The 19,108-nt window shown below is 64.6% G+C and carries 18 protein-coding genes; 12 read left to right on the top strand and 6 right to left on the bottom strand.

Annotated elements, in window-relative coordinates:
- Positions 1 to 97 precede the first annotated feature (97 nt).
- The 6 genes from pcaF (at position 98) to XH91_RS33680 (ending at position 7,090) form a co-directional block, all read left to right on the top strand.
- Positions 98 to 1,306: a 3-oxoadipyl-CoA thiolase gene (pcaF, locus tag XH91_RS33705; protein ID WP_128954608.1), complete on the top strand. Its 1,209-nt coding sequence runs from the start codon at positions 98 to 100 to the stop codon at positions 1,304 to 1,306.
- Between the two features lie 123 nt (positions 1,307 to 1,429).
- Positions 1,430 to 2,323 carry a dioxygenase family protein gene (locus XH91_RS33700; protein WP_128954607.1) on the top strand — a complete coding sequence of 298 codons (894 nt, stop codon included), beginning with the start codon at positions 1,430 to 1,432 and terminating at the stop codon, positions 2,321 to 2,323.
- Positions 2,324 to 2,438: 115 nt separating this feature from the next.
- Entirely contained in the window at positions 2,439 to 3,140 is a 702-nt protein-coding gene (pcaH, locus tag XH91_RS33695; protein ID WP_128954606.1) for a protocatechuate 3,4-dioxygenase subunit beta, read from the top strand.
- 1 nt (position 3,141) lies between these two features.
- On the top strand, positions 3,142 to 3,744 hold the full coding sequence (pcaG, locus tag XH91_RS33690) for a protocatechuate 3,4-dioxygenase subunit alpha (protein ID WP_128954605.1): 603 nt from the start codon (positions 3,142 to 3,144) through the stop codon (positions 3,742 to 3,744).
- 205 nt (positions 3,745 to 3,949) lie between these two features.
- Complete coding sequence (locus XH91_RS33685; RefSeq protein WP_128954604.1) at positions 3,950 to 5,947, top strand: methyl-accepting chemotaxis protein; 1,998 nt, start codon at positions 3,950 to 3,952, stop codon at positions 5,945 to 5,947.
- A gap of 54 nt (positions 5,948 to 6,001) precedes the next feature.
- Positions 6,002 to 7,090, top strand: a complete 1,089-nt coding sequence (locus XH91_RS33680; RefSeq protein ID WP_128954603.1) for a protein kinase family protein — start codon at positions 6,002 to 6,004, stop codon at positions 7,088 to 7,090.
- Positions 7,091 to 7,288: 198 nt separating this feature from the next.
- Here XH91_RS33680 and XH91_RS33675 read toward each other — a convergent pair whose 3' ends face one another.
- The 3 genes from XH91_RS33675 to XH91_RS33665 are packed head-to-tail and all read right to left on the bottom strand — an operon-like array spanning position 7,289 to position 10,491.
- Complete coding sequence (locus XH91_RS33675; RefSeq protein WP_128954602.1) at positions 7,289 to 8,845, bottom strand: MDR family MFS transporter; 1,557 nt, start codon at positions 8,843 to 8,845, stop codon at positions 7,289 to 7,291.
- Between the two features lie 4 nt (positions 8,846 to 8,849).
- Complete coding sequence (locus tag XH91_RS33670; RefSeq protein ID WP_128954601.1) at positions 8,850 to 10,013, bottom strand: HlyD family secretion protein; 1,164 nt, start codon at positions 10,011 to 10,013, stop codon at positions 8,850 to 8,852.
- On the bottom strand, positions 10,006 to 10,491 hold the full coding sequence (locus XH91_RS33665; protein ID WP_128954600.1) for a MarR family winged helix-turn-helix transcriptional regulator: 486 nt from the start codon (positions 10,489 to 10,491) through the stop codon (positions 10,006 to 10,008). The genes XH91_RS33670 and XH91_RS33665 overlap by 8 nt, the downstream gene beginning before the upstream one ends.
- Positions 10,492 to 10,647: 156 nt before the next feature.
- Between XH91_RS33665 and XH91_RS33660 the strand changes: the two genes are divergently transcribed.
- The 5 genes from XH91_RS33660 to XH91_RS33640 all read left to right on the top strand — a co-directional run bounded on the left by XH91_RS33660 (position 10,648) and on the right by XH91_RS33640 (position 15,259).
- On the top strand, positions 10,648 to 11,142 hold the full coding sequence (locus XH91_RS33660) for a Fur family transcriptional regulator (protein WP_128954599.1): 495 nt from the start codon (positions 10,648 to 10,650) through the stop codon (positions 11,140 to 11,142).
- A gap of 35 nt (positions 11,143 to 11,177) precedes the next feature.
- On the top strand, positions 11,178 to 12,131 hold the full coding sequence (locus XH91_RS33655; RefSeq protein WP_128955077.1) for a DMT family transporter: 954 nt from the start codon (positions 11,178 to 11,180) through the stop codon (positions 12,129 to 12,131).
- Positions 12,132 to 12,143: 12 nt separating this feature from the next.
- A complete protein-coding gene (gene ispG / locus XH91_RS33650) occupies positions 12,144 to 13,421 on the top strand; it encodes a flavodoxin-dependent (E)-4-hydroxy-3-methylbut-2-enyl-diphosphate synthase (protein ID WP_128954598.1) in 1,278 nt (425 codons plus the stop codon).
- Between the two features lie 147 nt (positions 13,422 to 13,568).
- Complete coding sequence (locus XH91_RS33645; protein WP_128954597.1) at positions 13,569 to 14,465, top strand: TauD/TfdA dioxygenase family protein; 897 nt, start codon at positions 13,569 to 13,571, stop codon at positions 14,463 to 14,465.
- Positions 14,462 to 15,259 (top strand): N-acetylmuramoyl-L-alanine amidase family protein, encoded by a 798-nt coding sequence (locus XH91_RS33640; protein WP_128954596.1) that lies wholly within the window; start codon positions 14,462 to 14,464, stop codon positions 15,257 to 15,259. The genes XH91_RS33645 and XH91_RS33640 overlap by 4 nt, the downstream gene beginning before the upstream one ends.
- Before the next feature lie 89 nt (positions 15,260 to 15,348).
- On the opposite strand, the gene XH91_RS33635 is transcribed toward XH91_RS33640, so the two are convergent.
- The 3 genes from XH91_RS33635 to XH91_RS33625 all read right to left on the bottom strand — a co-directional run bounded on the left by XH91_RS33635 (position 15,349) and on the right by XH91_RS33625 (position 18,417).
- A complete protein-coding gene (locus XH91_RS33635; protein WP_128954595.1) occupies positions 15,349 to 16,959 on the bottom strand; it encodes a Na+/H+ antiporter in 1,611 nt (536 codons plus the stop codon).
- Between the two features lie 49 nt (positions 16,960 to 17,008).
- Positions 17,009 to 17,866: a class A beta-lactamase gene (gene bla / locus XH91_RS33630; RefSeq protein ID WP_128954594.1), complete on the bottom strand. Its 858-nt coding sequence runs from the start codon at positions 17,864 to 17,866 to the stop codon at positions 17,009 to 17,011.
- A 176-nt stretch (positions 17,867 to 18,042) separates the two neighbouring features.
- Positions 18,043 to 18,417, bottom strand: a complete 375-nt coding sequence (locus tag XH91_RS33625) for a nuclear transport factor 2 family protein (RefSeq protein WP_128954593.1) — start codon at positions 18,415 to 18,417, stop codon at positions 18,043 to 18,045.
- A 92-nt stretch (positions 18,418 to 18,509) separates the two neighbouring features.
- On the opposite strand from XH91_RS33625, the gene XH91_RS33620 reads away from it, so the two are divergent.
- On the top strand, positions 18,510 to 18,938 hold the full coding sequence (locus XH91_RS33620) for a GFA family protein (protein ID WP_128954592.1): 429 nt from the start codon (positions 18,510 to 18,512) through the stop codon (positions 18,936 to 18,938).
- Positions 18,939 to 19,108: the final 170 nt, after the last annotated feature.

The raw sequence follows: 19,108 nt of genomic DNA, 5'->3' as shown, positions 1-19,108 counted from the left end.
GCAAGCAACCGTCAATTGACCTGCCGCGGGCGCCCTCCTAAAACTCCGCCGACATTGAAGAATTTCCGCCGAACCGCGGCATTCAGGGAGAACGATGATGCGTGACGTCTTTATCTGCGATGCCGTGCGGACCCCGATCGGCCGTTTCGGCGGGTCTCTCGCCAAGGTGCGCGCCGACGACCTCGCCGCCGCCCCGATCAAGGCGTTGATGGCCAAGCACCCCAATCTCGACTGGGCCCAGGTGGACGAAGTGTTCTTCGGCTGCGCCAACCAGGCCGGCGAGGACAACCGCAACGTCGCGCGCATGGCGCTGCTGCTTGCGGGTCTTCCCGACTCGGTTCCCGGCCAGACCCTGAACCGGCTCTGCGCCTCCGGCCTCGACGCGGTCGGTGCTGCCGGCCGCGCCATCCGCTCCGGCGAGATCGATCTCGCCATTGCCGGCGGCGTCGAATCCATGACCCGCGCGCCCTTCGTGATGGGCAAGGCGCAGGAAGCCTTCTCGCGCTCGGCCGAGATCTTCGACACCACCATCGGCTGGCGCTTCATCAATCCGCTGCTGAAGGCGCAGTATGGCGTCGATGCGATGCCGGAGACCGGCGAGAACGTCGCCGAGGAATTCCAGGTTTCGCGGGCCGACCAGGACGCCTTCGCGATCCGCTCGCAGCAGCGTGCGGGCAAGGCGATCGCATCAGGCTATTTCGCCGAAGAAATCACCCCGATCACCATTCCCGGCGGCAAGGCCGGGCCCATCACCGTCGACAAAGACGAACATCCGCGTCCCGAGACGACGCTGGAGGGTCTCGCAAAGCTGAAGCCGATCGTGCGCAACCCCGGCACGGTGACGGCCGGCAACGCCTCGGGCGTCAATGACGGCGCGGCCGCGATGATCCTCGCCTCCGAAGCCGCCGTGAAGAAGCACGGCCTGACGCCGCGCGCGCGCATCCTCGGCCTCGCCTCGGCCGGCGTGCCGCCACGCATCATGGGCATCGGCCCGGTGCCGGCAACCCGCAAGCTGATGGAGCGTCTCGGCAAGAGAATCACCGATTTCGACCTGATCGAGCTCAACGAAGCGTTCGCCTCGCAAGGCATCGCCTGCATGCGCCAGCTCGGCGTCGCCGACGATGCCGACTACGTCAATCCGCATGGCGGCGCCATCGCGCTCGGCCATCCCCTCGGCATGAGCGGCGCGCGCCTTGCGCTCACCGCCGTGCACGGCATGGAAAAGCGCGGCGGCAAGCTCGCGCTCGCCACCATGTGCGTCGGCGTCGGCCAGGGCGTGGCGGTTGCAATCGAGAAGGTGAATTGACGAGACGCGGCAAGCGTCTCGTCGTCCCGGGGCAGCCCGAGAGGGCTGAGCCCGGGATCTCGAGATTCCGGGTTCGCTCGTTTCACTCGCGCCCCGGAATGACTGGGTGGTTGGGAGACGAGCATGATCATCGAGCGCGAGCAGGACGTCACGGCCGCCGCACTGGCGGTGATGGAGCGGACGTCCGATCCGCGGACGCGGCAGATCATGGTCTCGCTGGTCAAGCATCTGCACGGCTTCGTCCGTGACGTGCGCTTGACCGAAAAGGAGTTTCGCGACGCCACCGCGATCATCGCCGAGCTCGGCAAGCTGACCACCGACACGCACAACGAAGTCGTGCTGATGGCGGGCTCGCTCGGCGTCTCGCCGCTGGTGTGCCTGCTCAACAATGGCGATCAGGGCAATACCGAAACCGATCAATCGTTGCTCGGGCCGTTCTGGCGGCTGCACTCGCCACGGGTGGAGAATGGCGGATCGATCGTCCGCTCCGAGACTCCGGGCGCGCCGCTGTTCGTCAATGGTCGTGTCGTCGACAAGGACGGTCGCCCCGTCGCGGGCGCGGAAGTCGATATCTGGCACGCCTCGCCGGTTGGACTGTACGAGAACCAGGACCCCGAGCAGGCCGACATGAACCTGCGCGGCAAGTTCACGACCGATGCCGACGGGCGCTTTTCCTTTCGCTCGGTGATGATGACAGGCTATCCCATTCCGACCAATGGTGTGGTCGGTCGCCTCCTGGAAGCGCAGAGCCGGCATCCTTATCGTCCCGCGCATCTGCATGCCCTGATCTTCAAGCCCGGCTTCAAGGTGCTGATCTCGCAGGTCTACGATCCCAACGATCCCCATATCGACAGCGACGTGCAGTTCGGCGTGACACAAGCGTTGATCGGCAAGTTCGTGCGCCACGAGACGCCGCATCCGACCGCGCATGACGTCGCAACGCCCTGGTATTCGCTCGATCACACCTACCGGCTCGAGGCCGGCGAGGCCGTGCTGCCGCGAGCGCCCATCAAATAGCTCGGTCAGCTCCGGGGAAGGGCGCTAAACCCGCTTCCCTAGATTAGTTATATTCTATAATGATTGGCGCAAACGTGGTCCGGCCGGACCGAAATGGCCGGGGAGGAGTTCGCCCATGACATTCATCTATCCGACTGACAGCAACAAGGCGCATCCGCTGCCGCTGTCGCCCGAGTACAAGAGCTCGATCAAGCGCGCGCCGAACAAGCCCTTGATCCCGATGCGCCACACCCTGTCGGAACTGACCGGACCTGTGTACGGCCACGAGACCGTGCGCGAGGGCGACAGCGATCTCACCACCCAGCACAAGGGCGAGCCGCTCGGCGAGCGCATCATCGTGCACGGGCATGTCCGCGACGAGGACGGCCGCGGCGTGCCCAATTCGCTGGTCGAGATCTGGCAGGCCAATGCCTGCGGCCGCTACGTCCATGTCCGTGACCAGCATCCGGCGCCGCTCGATCCCAATTTCACCGGCGCGGGCCGCACGTTAAGCGATGCATCGGGCTATTACCGCTTCGTCACCATCAAGCCCGGCGCCTATCCCTGGGGCAATCACCACAACGCCTGGCGCCCCGCCCACATCCATCTCTCGGTGTTCGGCTATTCCTTCGTCACCCGCCTGGTGACGCAGATGTATTTCCCTGGAGATCCGCTGTTCCCGTTCGATCCCATCTTCAATTCGGTACCGGACGAGAAGGCGCGGATGCGGATGGTCTCTTCGTTCGACCTGGAGAACACCAAGCCCGAATGGGCGCTGTGCTACCGCTTCGACATCGTGCTGCGCGGCAAGAACGCCACCCCCATGGAGAACCATTAACGTGCAGGATTCTGTGAAGCCCGATGGGATCACGCCGTCGCAGACGGTCGGCCCGTTCTTCAAATACGGCCTGACGCCGACAGGCGATTACGCCTGGAACGACGCCTTCACCAACTCGACGCTGACGCCCGACGTCTCCGGCGATCGCGTCCGCATCGAGGGACGGGTGCTCGACGGCGACGGCGCCATCGTGCCCGATGCCATGCTGGAGATCTGGCAGGCCGATGCGCAGGGGCGCTACGCCGATCCGCAGGACAAGCGCGCGCTGCCGAACGCGAGCTTCCGCGGCTTCGCCCGCTGCGGCACCGACAAGGACGGCAATTATTCCTTCGACACCATCAAGCCGGGCGCAGTGCCCGATGCCGACGGCAAGCCGCAGGCGCCGCACATCGTCCTGGCGGTCTTCGCCCGCGGCATGCTGCGGCATCTCTATACCCGCATCTATTTCAGCGACGAGGCCGGCAACGCCGCCGATCCCGTGCTGGCGCTGGTGCCGGCCGACCGCCGCGCCACGCTGATCGCGGTGCGCGAGGCCGGCAAGGCGGTCTACAAGCTCGACCTGCGTTTGCAGGGCGACAGTGAGACGGTGTTCTTCGACGTGTGAGGAACGAACAGATTGCCTCTTTCGCTGCAATGCCCGGGACCGCCCGGGCATTCTGTTTTTGAAGTGATGCGATGTGAGATGCGAATTTTCTTTCCTCCTCCGGTCTCTTACGGAGGCTCCGCTTGCGGAATTCCGATAGTCCTATTCAGCGTCTGTTGACTTGAATGAGCTATCGATGGGGGCCGTACATACTGCGGGCCCTGCCATGAAAATGCGTTTATCGATTTCCTCGGCCATCATCGCGTTCGGCCTTCTCCTCGTGCTCGGCTTCTCGGCCGTGCTGGCCACCAGCGTCTATGCACTGCGCGAGCTGAAGGTCGGCGGCCCGCTCTACTCCGACATCAAGCTCGGTAACGATCTCGTCGCCGATATTTTGCCACCGCCGGCTTACGTGCTCGAAGCCTATCTGGTTGCAACTCTTGCGATGCGGGAGCCGGACCAGCTTACCGCTCACGGCGAGCGCCTGGTGCAGCTCAGGAAGGACTATGAAGACCGCAAGGCATTCTGGAGTGCGTCCAGCCTGCCAGCGGATCTGAAGGCGGCGCTGGTCTCCAAATCGGATGTCGAGGTTCAGAAGTTCTGGAAGTTGGTGTTCGATCAGCTCATGCCGGCCCTCTCGAGCAAGGACGCGGCGGCGGCCGAGCGTGCCTATGCGCAATTGAAGGCGACTTACACGGCCCATCGCGGCATCATCGACGGTATCGTCGAGGGGGCCAACAAGCAGAACGCCGACATGGAAAAGCTCGCAGCCGAGCGCGACGCTTCCATCTCCTATGTCGTGTGGGGCGTATCTTCCGTCGTGCTCGCGCTGATCATCGGCGGCATCGCCTTCGTCGCCTTTGGGGTCGTCCGTCCGATCGTGCGAATGACCGGCGCGATGCAGAAGCTCGCGACCGGCGATCTCACGGCGGAAGTGCCTTATGCCACGCGCCGCGACGAGGTAGGCTCGATGGCGAGCGCGCTGGCGGTGTTCAAACAGGGTGCGCTCGACAATGCGCGGATGCGCGAGGAGCAGGTTCGCAACGAGGAGCAAGCGAACCTCGCGAAGCGCAAGGCGCTGCTGGATATGGCTGCCACGGTGGAGCGCGAAACCGGCGCATCGGTCGAGACGGCCACCGGCGCGACCCAGGGCGTGGAGCGTGCTGCTACCACTCTCTCGGATATCGCGCGTGATCTGTCGATGGAATCGCAAGGCGTCGCCACGGCTTCCGAGCAGGCCTTGGCCAGCGCGGATACCGTTTCCGCTGCGGCAGAGCAACTGACGGCATCCATACGTGAGATTTCGGCGCAATTGGCGCGGGCAAGCCAGGTCACCGCATCGGCCGTCGCCGGTCGCGAGCAGGCGCGGACGACCATTCAGGCCCTCTCGGGGTCGGTGAAGAAGATCGCCGAAGTCTCCGATCTGATCGGGGGGATTGCCGGCCAGACCAATTTGCTTGCCTTGAACGCAACGATCGAGGCGGCCCGCGCCGGCGAGGCCGGTCGCGGCTTTGCGGTGGTCGCGGCCGAAGTCAAATCCTTGTCCAACCAGACCGCGAAATCGACCGAAGAGATTGCCCGGCTGATCGCCGAGATTCAGGCCTCGACCCAGGCCGCCGTGGATGCGGTCGAGGAGATGGGCGGCCAGATCACCGAGATCGATGGCGTCGCGACGTCGGTCGCCGCGGCCATGGAGGAGCAGGACGCCGCGACGCGCGAGATCGCGCGGTCGATCCAGGAATCGGCATCCGCGGCCAAGCAGGTGTCCGCCAAGATTACCCGCGTCAGTCATGACGCCGATTCCGTCAACGCGCGCGCGGCCGAGATGCGGGACGCGATTTCCGGCGTCTCTTCGAACCTGTCCTCGCTGCAATCGCTGCTGGTCCGCACGGTGCGCAGTTCGGCGGCGGAGGTCGACCGTCGTCTCACCAAGCGCTATCCGACCGATCTGGAAGTGACCGTCACCGACAGCCGGCAGGCCGCGCACACGACCACGCTGGTCGACCTTTCAGAGGGTGGTGCCTGGATCCGATGCGCGCCCCGGCTCGACCTTAACGAGACGGGCCTGCTGCGAATCAAGGGATTCGCATTGCCGCTCCCCTTCACGGTCCGGACCCATGACGGCGAAGCCGCGCATGTCGCCTTTGCCCTTGGCGATGCGCAAAAGGCAGAGCTCGCCCGCTACATCGCCCGGAATTTTGGAGAGGAAGCGGCGGCCGCCTGAGGGCCGTCGCATCGATGCATCTGCCGCTGGTGTCCGCGATTGTGATCGTGCAATATTGCACGGCACGGGGGCATCGTGGTCATGACGAATCCGCAACTTCCGGCAGTCGCTGAACCTGGCTACCTCACGGCTGCATTGCGCAAGGCCGGCGCGCTGGACGCCGGCGCCGTGCGCGAGGTGAAAGTGCTGCATGAGCGCGATACCGTGGTGTCGCACATCACCCGGATCGGCCTGCGCTATGTCGGCGAATCAGCCGGCGCGCCGCAGACGCTGATCCTGAAGACGCCGCATGCCGACTTTGCCAAGACGCTCGCGCATGGCGGTCGGCACGAGGTGGCCTTCTACACCAAGCTCGCACCGAACATGCCGCGGGGGCTGGTGCCGCGCTGTTTCGACGGGCGCTTCGACGAACAGGGCGAGGCCTGGCATCTCCTGCTCGAGGACCTCACCGACAGCCACGAGATCGCCACCCGATGGCCGCTGCCGCCATCGCGCGAGCAGACATTCGCGATCGTCTCCACGCTCGCGCACTGGCATGCGGCCTGGTGGGACCATCCCGATCTCGGCCATTCCATCGGAACCCGGGCGAGCCCGGACGACAGCGCGCAGCATATGGAAACCTTTGCCGGTCATTACGACCGATTCGCCGATCTGCTCGGCGATCGCCTCAGCGAGGAGCGCCGGCTTCTTTATCGTCGCCTGATCGACCAGTCGGGCCGGCTATCCGAGCGTTACCATTCGCGTCGTAACCTCAGCATCACCCACGGCGATGCCCACATCTGGAATTTCTTCCTGCCGCGCGCCGGCGTCGCCGACACCGTTCGCATCTTCGATTTCGACCTGTGGGGCGTCAATGTCCCGACCAACGACCTCGCCTACATGATGGCGCTGCATTGGTTTCCGGAGCGCCGGCAGGCGCTGGAGCGTCCGCTGCTCAATCTCTATCACGAGACGTTGCTCGCAAGCGGCATCACCGGCTACACGCGCGGCGCGCTCGATCGTGACTACCGCCTGTCGGTGCTCTGGCACATCACCAAGCCGGTCTGGCAATGGAGCATCAACATCCCGCCGGTGATCTGGTGGCACCATCTGGAGCGGATCATGATGGCGGTCGAGGATCTGGGGTGCGAGGAGCTGCTGTAGGGCGCGCGCTACACGCTCACTGTCGTCGCCCGGCTTGACCGGGCGATCCAGTATTCCAGAGACGTTTGTGGGATACGGAGAAGCCGCTGCGTACTGGATGCCCCGGTCCCGGCTCCGCCAAGGCTACGCCGAGGCCCAGAGGGTGCTCGGCCCGCCGAAGCCTTGGCGAAGGCGGCAAGCCGGGCATGACACCCGTGGCTACTCCATCACCGCATGCTCCGGCCCCGCCGCCTGCTTGCGCAGGGCGGCCTTGGTCGAGCCGATCATCAGCGCGAGCGGGATGGTGCAGAGGATGAAGAACATCACCAGCTGATAATCGTGCGCGAAGGCGATGATCTGTGCCTGCACGCTGACCATGCGGTCGGCCATGGCGCGGCCGGCGTCGGTGGAGAGGTTGAGCAGGCTGTGCACGTCGGGCATCTGGAGCGCGTGGTTGAACGGATTGATGTTCTCCGAGAGGATCGCATAGGTCCTGCGCGTGCCCTGCGTCAGCTGCGCGATCACGATGGAGATGCCGACCGAGCTCGCGACGTTGCGCAAGAGCGTCAGCATCGAGGTTCCGTCGGTGCGCAAATGGTTCGGCAGCGTCAGGAACGACACGGTCGAGAGCGGCACGAAGACGAGGCCGAAGCCGAAGCCCTGCATCACGCTGACGATGACGATCTCCGGCACCTGGGTCTGGTCGGTCCAGCCGGTCATCTGGAACAGCGAGGCCGCCGTCAGCGTCAGGCCGCAGATGATCAGGGTGCGCGCCTCGATGTATTTCATGATGCGGCCGACCATCATCATGGCGAAGAAGGTGCCGAAGCCGCGGCTGGCGAGCAGGCCGCCGGCGGTCATGATGGGATAGCCGATGACGTTCTGGAGGTAGGGTGAGGCCAGCGCCATGGTCGAGTACAGCACGAGGCCCATCACCGTCATGAAGATGCAGCCGGTGAGGAAGTTGCGGTCTTTGAACAGCGCGAACTGGATGAACGGCCGTGAGGTCGTGAAGGAGTGCGCGAAGAAGTAATAGAACGCCACGCCGGAGATGACGAACTCGGTCACGATCTCGACCGACTCGAACCAGTCGAGCTGCTCGCCGCGGTCGAGCGCGAGCTGAAGCGCGCCGATCGCGAGCGCCAGCGCGCCGAAGCCGAACCAGTCGAACTTCAGGCTGAGATTCTTGTCGGTTTCGTCCATGAAGACGCCGAGCCCGAGCACGGTGACGATGCCGAACGGCAGATTGACGAAGAACACCCAGTGCCAGGAATAGGTCTCGGTCAGCCAGGCGCCGAGCGACGGTCCCATGATCGGGCCCATCATCACGCCCATGCCCCAGATCGACATGGCGGTCGCGCGTTCCTGCAGCGTGTAATAATCGAGCATCACGGCTTGCGACAGCGGCACCAGCGCCGCGCCGAACACGCCCTGCAGCAGGCGGAACAGCACCATCTGGTTGATGTCCTGCGCGAGGCCGCACAGCACCGAGGCCAGCGTGAAGCCGGCCGAGCAGATGATGAAGATGCGCTTGCGGCCGTAGCGGTTGGCGATCCAGCCCACCGGCGCCGTCATGATCGCGGCGGCGACGATGTAGGAGGTCAGCACCCAGTTGATCTGGTCCTGCGAGGCCGACAACGTACCCTGCATGTAGGGCAGGGCGACGTTGGCGATGGTGGTGTCCAGGGCCTGCATGATGGTTGCCGTCATGGCGCAGATCGTCACCATGTTCCGGCGCAGGCCCGGGACCATCAAATGGGCATTGGGGCCGGACATCGGCTTAGTCCTTGTCCTGACCCGCGGTGGCCGACAGGCCGAGCAGGCCGGCGAGCGAACGCTTATGGCCGGTGTCGATGCTGGCATAGACGCTCATGCCGGCCTTCAGCTTCTTCACGTATTTGTCGCTCTCGTCGAAATAGATGCGGATCGGCACGCGCTGCACCACCTTGACGAAATTGCCGGTGGCGTTCTGCGGCGGCAGGATCGCGAATTGCGCGCCGGTGCCGGGCGAGAGCGAGCTGATCTTGCCCTTGAAGACGTGGTTCGGGAACGCGTCGACCTCGAGGGTTACATTCTGGCCTTCGGTGACGTAGGTGAGATCGCTCTCCTTCGGATTGGCGTCGACCCAGGGATGGGCGACGTCGATGATGGAGAACACCGGCGTTCCGGCCGCGACGAAGCGGCCGAGCTGGATCTGATCCACCTGAGTCGCGATGCCGTCCATCGGCGCGCGCAGCAGGGTGTGATCGAGATTGCGCTGGGTGTCTTCGAGCTTGGCTTTTGCCTGGACGTAAGGCGGGAACTGTTCCAGCGGCAGCTGGGGATTGCCGAGCAATTGCGTCTTGGCGTTGGAGAGCTGCTGCTTGATGAACTGCGCCTGCGCGCCTGCGGTGACCAGCGCGTTCGAGGCGTTGTCGAGGTCGAGCTGCGAGCCGAAGCTGTTCTTCACCAGCGCCTGTTTGCGCTCGACGTCGCGTTTTTTCAGGTCGACGCCCTGCTGGGCGAGATCGAGCATGTCACCGTAGATCTTGATGTTGGCGATGAGATTGTCATAGGTCGTCTGCGCCTGGGCGAGTTGCGCCTTGGCTTCGTCGACTGCGAGACGGAACGGCACGGGATCGATCTCGAACAGCTCGTCGCCCTTCGCGACCGACTGGCCCTCCTTCACGACCACCTTCTGGATCTTGCCGGAGATGTCGGGCGTCACCAGCACCTTCTGCGCGCCGACATAGGCATCGTCGGTGCCGACATAGCGGCCGCCATTGAGATAGAGGGCGAGGCCGGCGACGACGGCCACGATCGGCAGCACCACCATCAGCAGAAAGCGGCGATAGCGGCGCAAGCCCGCGACAAAGCGGCGGCGCGGATCGGTGCCGGCCTTCTTGGTCGGCTTGCCGCTGTCGATCTTCTGCTCGGGCTGGAATTTGAGGACTTGTTCAGCCATAGCGCTGCTCCTTACGTGCTTGTTCCGCGCCGGAGGTCTGGATCGCGTTACGCACGTTTTCTTTGATGGTTTCGAGTTGGGTGAGGAGACGATGGGCGTCCGCCGGGCTGATGCCGTCGAGCGCATTCGCGGTCAGCTCGGATTTGAGCCCGCTCATCTTGCCGAGCAGGGCGCGGCCGGCCTTCCTCAGATAAAGGCGCTTGACGCGGCGGTCCGAGGCGTCGCTGCGACGCTCGATCCAGTCGTTGTCGCAGAGCTTGTCGATCAGGCGCGTGAGCGTGATCGGCTGCATCTCCAGGAGCTCGGCGAGCTCCGATTGCTTCATGCCCTCGCTGCGCTCGACTTTGGCCAGGACAGCCCATTGCGCGCGGGTGATGCCGAAGCGCGAGGCTTCCTTGTCGGCATAGACGCGCAAGAGCCGGTACAGCTCGCCGAGCGTGAACAGGAAATTCTGGTCGACAGACGACCCGCGGGTCATGAGCTTGGTCTCCAATAAGCTAGGATATAATAAGCAAGCTTATGATTATTTCATGGCGGGTTAACGCGGTGCTGTCCCGCAGCAAAAGCATGGCTGACCGCCGCCCCGCCGGTCGTGCTTTGGGTTCCCCGGCCGAAATGCTAGAAGGCAGGCCGGATGACCCTCGCAAACCCGGCCTTTCCGACGCCCGACCACGATCACGGCCGCTGCACCGCGGACGCGCTGGCGCATGCGGAAGCGGTTTGCGAGGCTCGCGCGCAGAAATTCACGCCGATCCGCCGCCAGGTGCTGGGTGCCTTGCTCTCCAGCCATCGCCCGCTCGGCGCTTATGAAGTGATCGACGAGCTTGCCAAATCGATGCCGCGGCCGGCGCCGATCACCGTCTATCGTGCCCTCGATTTCCTGATGGCGAACGGTCTCGTGCACCGCATCGAAAGCCGCAACGCCTATCTCGCCTGCGCCGCCCATGACCACGATTCGACCTCGGCGGTGGCGTTCCTGATCTGCGAGCGCTGCAGCCTGGTCGGCGAGATTCCGTCGGGGTCCTTTGCCAGGGAACTCAACACCGCGGCGCGGGCGTCGGGTTTTGCGCCAAAGCTGTCCGTGGTGGAGATCACCGGCGTCTGTATCCATTGCCAGAAGAATTCTTAAAGCAACAACGGCGCAAAGCCGGATCCCGGGAAGACATGTCCGCAACCGAAGCCATTCCGTCCGCCGGCCGCCCCCTCAGTGCCGGTGCCATCGCCCTGATGCTCATGCTGTGCCTGACCTGGGGTTTCAACCAGATCGCGGTGAAGCTGGTGCTGCCGGATGTGCCGCCGATGCTGCAGGCCATGATCCGCTCGATGGGGGCGCTGCCGGTGCTGTTCCTGATCGGCACGTTTCGCGGCGTCAAATTCTTCGAGAATGACGACACCTGGAAGCCCGGCCTGATCGCAGGGTTGATGTTCGGCATCGAATTCGTGCTGATCTTCCAGGGTCTGCGCCTGACCTCGGCCTCCCGCGCGGTGGTGTTTCTCTACACCGCGCCGTTCTTCGTCGCGCTCGGCTCCTACCAGATGCTCGGCGAGCGGCTTGGCGGCACGCAATGGCTGGGCCTCGCCGTGAGTTTCGCCGGCGTCGCGCTCGCGATCGGCGTGCCGCAGGCCAATGTGGATGCGCACGTTCTGCTCGGCGATCTCATGATCGTCGGCGGCGCGTCGCTCTGGGCCGCGACCACGCTGGTCGCCAAAGGCACGCGGCTGCGCTTTGCTGCACCGGAGAAGGCGCTTGGCTACCAGGTCGCGACCTCGATCCCGATTCTGGGGACGGCCGCCTGGATATCAGGGGAGTCCATCACCCATACCCCGTCGCCGCTGTCGTTTGCCCTTCTGGCCTTCCAGGCGATCTGGGTGGTGGGAACCACGTTCACGCTTTGGTTCGCGCTGGTGAAGGCCTACTCGGCCAGCAAATTGTCGGCTTTTACCTTCATCACCCCTTTGTTTGGCGTGGTGGGTAGCTATTTCATCATGCACGACACCCTGAGCCTGGCTTTCGGGGCGGCAGCCGTCCTTGTAATTGCTGGGCTTTTCCTGGTTAACCGTCCGAGCCAAAGTGCTGCGGCGCCAGCTGATGCATTGCTGAACGTCACCAAAACCTGATATTTGGACCCCATGAACAAGCTCGAAAACCTCCTCGATTCCGACCTCGCGGGCCCCGCGCCCCGGCACAAGACCACCCAGGTGAAGGTGGGCAACGTCGCCGTGGGCGGCGGCGCGCCGATCGTCGTGCAGTCGATGACCAACACCGACACCGCCGACATCGACGGCACCATCGCCCAGGTCGCAGCGCTCGCGCGCGCCGGCTCCGAAATGGTCCGCATCACCGTGGACCGCGAGGAGGCCGCTGCTGCCGTCCCGCACATCCGCGATGGCCTCGCCAAGCGCGGCATTACCACGCCCTTGATCGGCGACTTCCACTATATCGGCCACAAGCTGCTCGCGGCCTATCCGGCCTGCGCCGAGGCGCTGGCGAAGTACCGCATCAATCCGGGCAATGTCGGCTTCAAGGACAAGCGCGACACCCAGTTCGCCGACATCATCGAGATCGCGAACAAGAACAACAAGCCGGTGCGCATCGGCGCCAATTGGGGCTCGCTCGACCAGGAGCTGCTGACCAAGCTGATGGACGAGAACGCCGCCTCCGCCAATCCGCGCGACGTGCGCGCGGTGACGCGCGAGGCGATGGTGCAGTCCGCGCTGCTCTCGGCCGCGCGCGCCGAAGAGCTCGGCATGCCCAAGGACCGTATCATCCTCTCGGCAAAAGTCTCGGCGGTGCAGGACCTCATCGCGGTCTATCAGGATCTCGCCAGCCGTTCCGACTACGCCATCCATCTCGGACTCACCGAAGCCGGCATGGGCTCGAAGGGCATCGTGGCCTCGTCCGCCGCGCTCGGTATCCTCTTGCAGCAGGGCATTGGCGACACCATCCGCATCTCGCTGACGCCGGAGCCCGGTGGCGATCGCACCCGCGAGGTGCAGGTCGGCCAGGAGCTGTTGCAGACCATGGGCTTCCGCACCTTCGTGCCGCTGGTTGCGGCCTGCCCCGGCTGCGGCCGCACCACCTCGACCACGTTCCAGGAGCTGGCGCGCTCGATCCAGGATTTCATCCGCGACGAGATGCCGAACTGGAAGAGCAAATATCCCGGCGTCGAGGAGCTCAACGTCGCGGTGATGGGCTGCATCGTCAATGGCCCCGGCGAATCCAAGCACGCCAATATCGGCATCTCCCTGCCCGGCACCGGCGAAGCGCCGGCCGCGCCCGTGTTCGTCGACGGCAAGAAGTTCCGCACGCTGCGCGGGCCCACGATCTCCGCCGACTTCAAGGCGCTGGTGATCGACTACATCGACCAGCGCTACGGCCAGGGCGCCAAGGCGCCGGCGGCGGAGTAGGTCTCTCCATAACATCGAAATCGTAGGGCGGGTTAGCGTAGCGTAACCCGCCTTATTTTTTGCGCGCGCGAAGTGGCGGGTTACGCTTCGCTAACCCGTCCTACATTGCTACGATGTCTCCCAATCAAGACGATCGGGAGAATCGCCATGAGCTCACTCGCCGGCAAGCAGGGTCCGCGCTATCGCCACGCGGCCGACGACGGCGCGCCTTACGAGACCATTGCGGTCGAAAAGCTCACCCCCATCATCGGCGCGGAAATCTCCGGTGTCGACATCGGCAAGCTCGTCGAGGGCGATAGCGGCTCCAACCAGCAGATGGACGAGATCCATCGCGCGCTGGCCGAAAACCTCGTCATCTTCTTCCGCGACCAGACCATCACGCCGAAGCAGCACCTCGCCTTCGGCCGCAAGTTCGGCGAGCTGCATTTTCATCCCGCGGCCCCGCACGAGGACGAAGACCCTGCGCTGATGAAGATCTACGCCGACAAGAACTCGCCGCGCGCCAACGGCGAGGGCTGGCATTCCGACGTGTCCTGCGATCTCGAGCCGCCGATGGGTTCGATCCTCTACATCAAGCAATGCCCGCCGCGCGGCGGCGACACGCTGTTCGCCAACATGTATGCCGCTTATGAGGCGCTGTCGGACCGCATGAAGGCCTATCTCGACGGCCTCACCGCGCTGCACGACGGCGAGCCGATCTATCGCGGGCTCTACGCCAATTACGGCGTTGCCGACCGGCCGTCCTATCCGAATGCCGAGCATCCGGTGGTGCGCACGCACCCGGTGACGGGCAAGAAGGCGCTCTACGTCAATCGCGGGTTCACCCGCCACATCAACGGCATCCCGCGCGACGAGAGCGACGCGATGCTGGCCTATCTCTACCAGCATGCCGAGAATCCGCTGTTCCAGTGCCGCTTCCGCTGGAGCGAGAACGCCATCGCGTTCTGGGACAATCGCTGCACCCAGCACCGCGCGATGTGGGACTACTGGCCGCACACGCGCTCGGGCACGCGCGTGACGGTGAAGGGGGAGCGACCGGTGTGACAATATCGTGGCGCATCACCGCCGCTATTGCCGTTGCGCTGATCGCGCTTGTGGCCTTGCCGGCGGACCATGGCGAGGCGGCCGCGCGAGCGACCGTCAAGCCTGCAGCGCCCGAGACATGCGATCCCCACAAATTCCGGATCATCCTCGATGTCGGACACACCTCGGAATCGCAAGGAGCCACCAGCGCCCGCAACGACGTCGAGTTCGGCTTCAACCTGTATCTGACGCGGCTGATCGGAGAGCGCTTGAAGTCGGCGGGCTTCGCCGCGACCCGCGTGCTGGTGACCGACGGCAAGGCGAGGGCCAGCCTGCTCAAGCGCGTCGGCACGGCCAATTCAGCGCATGCGGATTTTTTCCTGTCGGTCCATCACGATTCCGTGCCGGACAAGATGCTCGAGCAGTGGGAATTCGACGGCGCCAAGAGCTATTTCAGCGATCGCTTCAGCGGCCATTCCCTGTTCGTGTCCGAGCGCAACCCGCATTTCTCGGCCAGCCTCACCTTCGCCAGGCTGCTGGGCCGGGAGCTGAAGGACAAGGGCCTGCACTACGCCACCCAATACTCCCTGCCGCTGATGGGTCGTTACCGGCATCCGTTGCTCGACAAGGATGTCGGCGTCTATCGCTATGACGGTCTCGTCGTGCTCTCGCAGACCCGCAGCGCCGCGGTGCTGCTGGAAGCCGGCTCCATCATCAACCGCGACGAGGAGATGGCGATGAACTCGCCGGAGCGACGGGAGCTGATTGCAGCGGCCGTGACGAGGGCGATGCGATCGTATTGCGAGAAGCAGTAGCTGGCCGCGCTGTTTCAACAACCGTCATTGCGAGCGCAGCGAAGCAATCCAGAATCTTTCCTTCGCGGCGCTCGCAATGACGAAAATCGCTACAGCGGCGCGCCGCGATATTCCCGGTTTGCCAGGCTCGCCTCCTCCAGATCCAGATCGCGTTCGATCCTGCGCCGCGTCTCGTCGGTGATCTGCCCGTCGCGCAGGAGATCATGGATGAATTTGCGCTCGGCTTCGATCAGGTCGCGGGTGAGCGCGGTGCCGGCGGCCGAGACGTCGTGATGGGCGGGATCGAGCGAGTCGGGAAGCTGGTTGACGCGGATTTCGTGGCGTGCGCGGAGCAGCCGCATCACCTCGTCCGACACCTCTTTCTCCTCGGTCAGCGCGTCCAGCGATTTCAGCGCGGCGTCGAGCGCCTGGCGCCGCGCCGAGATCTCGGCCTCATGCTCGGCGACGTGCTCGACGCGGCCGGCTTCGGCGATGCCGAGCCACCTCACCACCGGCGGCAGCGTCAGGCCGACGCCGATCAGCGTGATGAAGATGACGCCGAAGGCGACGAACAGGATCAGGTCGCGATAGGGGAAGGCCTCGCCGCCGGGCAACGTGAACGGCAGCGCAAGGGCGGCCGCCAGCGACACCGCGCCGCGCACGCCGGTGAAGGCGAGGGCGAACGGCCATTGCCAGGGCGGCGACGGATCGCGCCTGCGCAGCGATTTGCTCAGCATCCGAGGCAGATAGGTCGCAGGGTAGAGCCAGGCGAAGCGCGCCAGAACGATGACGGCCATGACCACCGCGGTCGCGATCATGATGTCGTCGAGCGGGAATGCCTTCGACTTCTCATAAAGCGCGCGCATCTGGAAGCCGGTGAGCAGGAACAGCAGGCCCTCGATCAGGTAGATGATGAGGTCCCAGAAGAAGATGCCCTGCAGGCGCGTCGAGGCCGAGATCAGCAGCGGACCGTTCCAGCTGACATAGAGGCCGCAGGCCACGGTCGCGATCACGCCGGAGCCGCCGACATGTTCGGGCAGCCAATAGGAGACGTAGGGCGTGATCAGCGACAGCGTCAGTTCGACCCGCGGCTCGCACGACCATTTGCGGAAGCGCAGCGACAGCCAGCCGACGCCGATGCCGAACGCGATCTCGCCGGCGACGATCAGGACGAATTCGCCCGCCGCCATCGGCAGCGAGAATTGCCCGACCATGATCGCGGCGAGCGCGAAGCGGTAGAGGATCAGCGCGGTCGCGTCGTTGGCGAGCCCTTCGCCCTCGAGGATGACGAGCAGCCGGCGCGGCATGTTCAGCCGCCGGGCGATCGCGAGCGGCGCCACCACGTCGGGCGGCGCGACGATGGCGCCCAGCAGGAAGCCGATGCTCCAGGGCAGGCCGATCACGTAATGCGTCGCCGTCGCAACAAGCGCCGCCGTGAAGATCACGGCGCCGACCGCGAGCAGCACGATGGGGCGCAGATTGGTCCTGAACTCGCGCCAGCTCATCGCCACGCTCGCCGAGTAGATCAGCGGCGGCAGCACCATCAGCAGCACCAGTTCCGGCGGCAGCTCGACCGGCGGCATGCCCGGCACGAAAGCAAGGCCGACGCCCGAGAGCATCAGCAGGATGGCGGGCGCCAGGTTGAAGCGCCGTGCGACCAGCGCGGTGCCAGCCAGCACCGCGAGCAGGATGAGAAAGGTCTGGAATTTCGCTGCGATCATGACCTGTCTTGGCCCGGAAGCGGCCGAGACGTCAATGCAGGCGGCCGGCCTACACGAGCCGCTCGGCCACCCTGCGTCCGATGCTGGCGAACACCGCCTCGAACTGCGTTGGATTCGGCGTGCCGCCCTGGGTGTAGGCCGCGATCAGGATCGGCGCATCGAGTTTCGGCCAGGCAACGGCGATATCGCCCGATGCGTCCTTGCCATTGTTGCCGGTCTTGTCGCCGATCTTCCAGGCTTTCGGCAGGCCGCCGCGCAGGCGGTTCGCGCCGGTCTTGCAGCCCACCATCCATTCGGTGAGCTGGGCGCGCGAGGCCGGCGACAACGCCTCGCCCGCGACCAGCCGTTTGAGATTGCCCGCCATCGCCGCCGGCGTCGTGGTGTCCCTGACATCGCCGGGCGGCGAGCGGTTGAGCTCAGGCTCAATATGGTCGAGCCGCGACATGGTGTCGCCGATCGAGCGCCAGAATGTCGTGAGCGCGGCTGGTCCGCCGATCCGCGCGAGCAGCAAATTGGCGCAGGTGTTGTCGCTGAGCTCGACGGCCGCCTTGCAGATGTCCGCGACCGACATCGCGCCAGCCGATAGGTTTTGTTTTGCCACGGGTGCGTAGTCCAGCAGATCGGCCTTGCCGTAGGGGATCATGGCGGCCAGCTTGTCCTCGCCGCGATCGACCCGCGCCAGCACGCAGGCCGCCAGCGAAGCCTTGAATGTCGAGCACATCACGAAGCGTTCGTCCGCTCGCCAGGCGAGCTTGGCACCGGTTGCGAGATTCTCCGCATAGACCCCGATCTTTCCGCCGCTCTCGCGCTCGTAGGATTCGAGCTCAGGCGGCGCGTCGGCGGCAAAGGCGGGCGCAGCGGCCATCCAGCAGAGAGAGGCGAGCAGGGAGCGGCGGTGGAGAGGCATGGGAATCTTTGCGCGAATTGAGGGGTGGGATGTAACGTACGCTTTATCCGCGTCGTCGTTGCGAGCGTAGCGAAGCAATCCAGGGTCTTCCCGCGGCGGGATTCTGGATTGCTTCGCTATGCTGGCAATGACGGAAAATGGCGAGCGAGTGTGCCCGATTTCAGGCAGCGCTCGCCTCACTCCTTCAGATCATACCTGTACGATTTCGATACGATCTGCCAGCCGTCGGCGAGCTTCATCGCCACCAGATAATCCGTGAAGAACCGCGGCGGCAGCTGGCATTTCACCTTGATGAAGGCGGTCTTGTCGTCCGAGCGGTCGATGGTGATGATGAAGTCCTCGCGCGGCTTGCCTTCCGCCTTGGCGGAGGGGCGCTTGCGCACCCAGGCGAGCCAATCAGGCACGGTCAGGATCTTCAGCTCGCCCTTCTCCACCCAGCGCAGATCGGCCGAGGGGTGGAAGACATCGCCGAGCTTGTCGGCGTCGCCCTCGTAAAGCGCATCAAAGTAGGATTGCACGACGGCTTCGACGCTGGACCGATTGGGGCTCATGGGTCATCCCTTTGAATGATGGCTGGGCCCGAATTTAGTCGGACACGTCAAATTGCGCTATGGCTGTCTTCTGCATTTGCGCGAGGGCCATCATGACGGGTTCGCAACATCAGAACGCTCGTATCCTTGCTGGCGAATGCTATTGCCGCGCGGTCCGCTATGAGGTGGCGGATGCGTTCTCCTATGCCCTGAACTGTCATTGCTCGAACTGTCGCCGCACCACCGGTTCCGCCTTCAAGCCGTTTGCCGGCATCGAATACGGCCAGCTCAGCCTCGTCAGGGGCGAGGACGCCAAGGTCATCTACGGTGACGACACCACTCACGACGCGCACTGTGCCCGCTGCGGCTCGCTGCTTTATTCCCGCGTCCGCGAAGGCAAATGGGCCCATGTTGCCATGGGAACCCTGGTCGATACCCCCTCGATCCGCCCCTCAGCCCACATTTTCGTGGGCTCCAAGGCGCCGTGGCACGAGATCACGGACAATCTGCCGCAGTATCGGGGGCATATCGGGGATGGCTAGAGCTCACGCGGATATGGCAGCGAACCGCCAACGCACTGGCGCGACTAACAAAAGGGGTTCCTCAGCCGATGCTCGTGCCGTCTTGGTGACCTCGATCACAAGCGCAGGCGGCGGATCTTGCTAAGGCTGTCTTTGGGGTGTGAGCTGCCCCGAATTATTTGGACGTGGTG

Source organism: Bradyrhizobium guangzhouense (assembly GCF_004114955.1).
Lineage (GTDB): Bacteria > Pseudomonadota > Alphaproteobacteria > Rhizobiales > Xanthobacteraceae > Bradyrhizobium > Bradyrhizobium guangzhouense.
The sequence above is the reverse complement of the archived record's forward strand: the minus strand, read 5'-3'. Positions and strand labels throughout refer to the sequence as shown.

What these genes read in the sequence shown, in the direction of transcription:
- bla (WP_128954594.1), bottom strand. Translation starts at nt 17,866, where the DNA reads ATGCCTCTCCACCGCCGCTCCCTGCTCGCCTCTCTCTGCTGGATGGCC.
- XH91_RS33620 (WP_128954592.1), top strand. Translation starts at nt 18,510, where the DNA reads ATGACGGGTTCGCAACATCAGAACGCTCGTATCCTTGCTGGCGAATGC.
- XH91_RS33670 (WP_128954601.1), bottom strand. Translation starts at nt 10,013, where the DNA reads ATGGCTGAACAAGTCCTCAAATTCCAGCCCGAGCAGAAGATCGACAGC.
- pcaF (WP_128954608.1), top strand. Translation starts at nt 98, where the DNA reads ATGCGTGACGTCTTTATCTGCGATGCCGTGCGGACCCCGATCGGCCGT.
- XH91_RS33675 (WP_128954602.1), bottom strand. Translation starts at nt 8,845, where the DNA reads ATGTCCGGCCCCAATGCCCATTTGATGGTCCCGGGCCTGCGCCGGAAC.
- XH91_RS33700 (WP_128954607.1), top strand. Translation starts at nt 1,430, where the DNA reads ATGATCATCGAGCGCGAGCAGGACGTCACGGCCGCCGCACTGGCGGTG.
- XH91_RS33645 (WP_128954597.1), top strand. Translation starts at nt 13,569, where the DNA reads ATGAGCTCACTCGCCGGCAAGCAGGGTCCGCGCTATCGCCACGCGGCC.
- XH91_RS33655 (WP_128955077.1), top strand. Translation starts at nt 11,178, where the DNA reads ATGTCCGCAACCGAAGCCATTCCGTCCGCCGGCCGCCCCCTCAGTGCC.
- XH91_RS33625 (WP_128954593.1), bottom strand. Translation starts at nt 18,417, where the DNA reads ATGAGCCCCAATCGGTCCAGCGTCGAAGCCGTCGTGCAATCCTACTTT.
- XH91_RS33665 (WP_128954600.1), bottom strand. Translation starts at nt 10,491, where the DNA reads ATGACCCGCGGGTCGTCTGTCGACCAGAATTTCCTGTTCACGCTCGGC.
- XH91_RS33660 (WP_128954599.1), top strand. Translation starts at nt 10,648, where the DNA reads ATGACCCTCGCAAACCCGGCCTTTCCGACGCCCGACCACGATCACGGC.
- ispG (WP_128954598.1), top strand. Translation starts at nt 12,144, where the DNA reads ATGAACAAGCTCGAAAACCTCCTCGATTCCGACCTCGCGGGCCCCGCG.
- pcaH (WP_128954606.1), top strand. Translation starts at nt 2,439, where the DNA reads ATGACATTCATCTATCCGACTGACAGCAACAAGGCGCATCCGCTGCCG.
- XH91_RS33685 (WP_128954604.1), top strand. Translation starts at nt 3,950, where the DNA reads ATGAAAATGCGTTTATCGATTTCCTCGGCCATCATCGCGTTCGGCCTT.
- XH91_RS33635 (WP_128954595.1), bottom strand. Translation starts at nt 16,959, where the DNA reads ATGATCGCAGCGAAATTCCAGACCTTTCTCATCCTGCTCGCGGTGCTG.